Source organism: Mangrovibacterium marinum, from assembly GCF_003046625.1.
Lineage (GTDB): Bacteria > Bacteroidota > Bacteroidia > Bacteroidales > Prolixibacteraceae > Mangrovibacterium > Mangrovibacterium marinum.
Map to the genome: position 1 here is coordinate 1 of NZ_QAAD01000049.1, position 2,056 is coordinate 2,056.

2 protein-coding genes are annotated in these 2,056 nt (G+C 40.3%); both read left to right on the plus strand.

Annotated elements, in window-relative coordinates:
* Nucleotides 1–88: 88 nt before the first annotated feature.
* The gene (tnpB, locus tag C8N47_RS18555; protein ID WP_107824068.1) at nt 89–451 is read left to right on the plus strand and encodes an IS66 family insertion sequence element accessory protein TnpB; all 363 of its coding nucleotides are present in this window, start codon (nt 89–91) and stop codon (nt 449–451) included.
* 74 nt (nt 452–525) lie between these two features.
* Nucleotides 526–1,977 carry an IS66 family transposase gene (gene tnpC / locus C8N47_RS18560; protein WP_107824069.1) on the plus strand — a complete coding sequence of 484 codons (1,452 nt, stop codon included), beginning with the start codon at nt 526–528 and terminating at the stop codon, nt 1,975–1,977.
* Nucleotides 1,978–2,056: the final 79 nt, after the last annotated feature.

Here is a 2,056-nt window from a genome sequence, read left to right on the forward strand (position 1 = left end):
GTATCCGTCTCCACGATAACGTATAGGCTTTCGGGATTATTCTTTCGATTTTCACATCCTTGATGTTTCACAAAAAAAAGGATGTACTATGATTTTTAATTTTAATGACACCACTCGTTTTTATTTCTATCGGGAGCCGGTTGATATGCGAAAAGGGATTCATTCTCTTTATCATCTGATAAAAACCACAGGCAATTTGGATGCACTAAATGGCGATGGCTATGTTTTTATTGGCCGAACACGTAAATCCCTCAAGGTACTACGATGGCAAAAAGAAGGTTTTGTACTTTATAATAAAAAGTTGGAACTGGGACGTTATTCCCTGCCACGGCAGGTGGGCAATACGTCTTTCTTTGAGATTGAAAATGCCATTCTTGACCAGATCGTTAACTCGATAAAGCAAAAAAGCAATTCGAACGAACTGCACTTAAAAGTCATGCTAAACAGCTGATAAAGAGAGAAAAAGGATACAAAACAATGCGGTTTTTTCATGGTAAAACCACATTGTTTTTGTATCTTTAGGCTATGACAGACAGAGAGTTAGTGATATTATTGCAACGACAAAATGCCAAATTAGCTGCCGCTTTAGAATCCTTAACTAAAGAGGTAGCATCTTTAAAGGCGGCACTCCTGGAGAAAGATAAAGACGCTGCAAAGTTGAAACGCTTTGCAGACGTTAACCTCCCTAAAAAGACCGAGAAATGCAAGAATACAGCTTCTGTCGCAAAGGATAAATCTCCGGCTCCTACACCCAAAGAACGGGGAAACAATGGTGCAAAAAGAAAGGTCTATGACAATATTGAAGAGGTTGTTGAAGACATTTTGCCTTCGGATGCCAACTTTGACCAAAAGGCTGCTGTTTTTCTGTTCCAAAAAGATGTGATAAGGTATGAGTACATTCCTCCTCGCTTGATTAAACACATTTACCGTTGTAAAAAATATAGGATAGGCGATGACGTTTTTGAAGGAAAAGCTCCGGTCGCCCCATTCCTGAACTCGAACTTTGATGCTTCATTTCTAGCTTACCTGATTCAACAAAGATATGTTTATGGCATGCCTGTTGAACGGATCATGAAATATCTAAACGAGATAGGGATCGACATCCCCAAAGCAACCATCCATGGCTTGATCGAAAAATCGGCGGGATTGCTCGATCGATTGACGCCAGGTCTTAAGGATGCCATCCTGCAGGATTCCTATATTCATTTCGATGAAACTTATCATACCATATTGGGGGGCAACAACGGCAGTCGCAAAGGCTACTTCTGGGGCGTATTGTCGCATCAAAACAACCTGATTCAACTTATTTACAAGAATGGCTCACGCAGCAAAACTGTGTTTACAGACTATCTGCCTAATAATTACAATGGTGTTGTTCAAACTGATGGATATAGCTCATACAAAGTATTGGAAGGATGGGATTATCCCAAAGCAACACGCTTAGGGTGTGTGCAACATTGCAAACGAAAATTTATTGAAATTAAGGAGCAAGCCCAAGCCCAAGTGATTATCGATTTATACAACCAGTTTTACATGATCCGAAAGCAGAGGCCAAAAGAAAAATGGAAAGAAGAATCGCTGAAAGTTTACAACACTTTAGAAAAAGAACTCAGAAAAATAGAACGAAATCCCGAAACCTTGGGCAACAATATTCTGAGTAAAGCAACAGCATATTGTCTCAATGAATTGGAATCAATTTACAACATTATAACATCTACCGATTACGACCTGGATAATAATGAAATTGAACGTCCCATGCGTTACATTAGTATCAGTCGTCGCAACTCGCTTTTCTGTGGCTCAAATAGTGGTGCAGAGAGGACTGCTACGCTGTATTCTCTAGCCATTTCTTGTCGGCTGAACGATGTAAATACTTTCTTATACTTCAAAGACGTCATACAACGCTTAGCCCAAAGTCAGCAGATGACCGACGAGCAAATGAGAGATATACTCCCCGACAGGTGGTCTGCTCAATAAAATAACTTAAACAGCCCGTCAATTCCATTTGAAAATTGACGGGCTGTTTTTTGGGCTGCGTCATCGCCGAGACGCTTAC

Bases quoted from the DNA above. Each gene is read 5' to 3' on its own strand.
- tnpB (WP_107824068.1), top strand. From the start codon at position 89: ATGATTTTTAATTTTAATGACACCACTCGTTTTTATTTCTATCGGGAG.
- tnpC (WP_107824069.1), top strand. From the start codon at position 526: ATGACAGACAGAGAGTTAGTGATATTATTGCAACGACAAAATGCCAAA.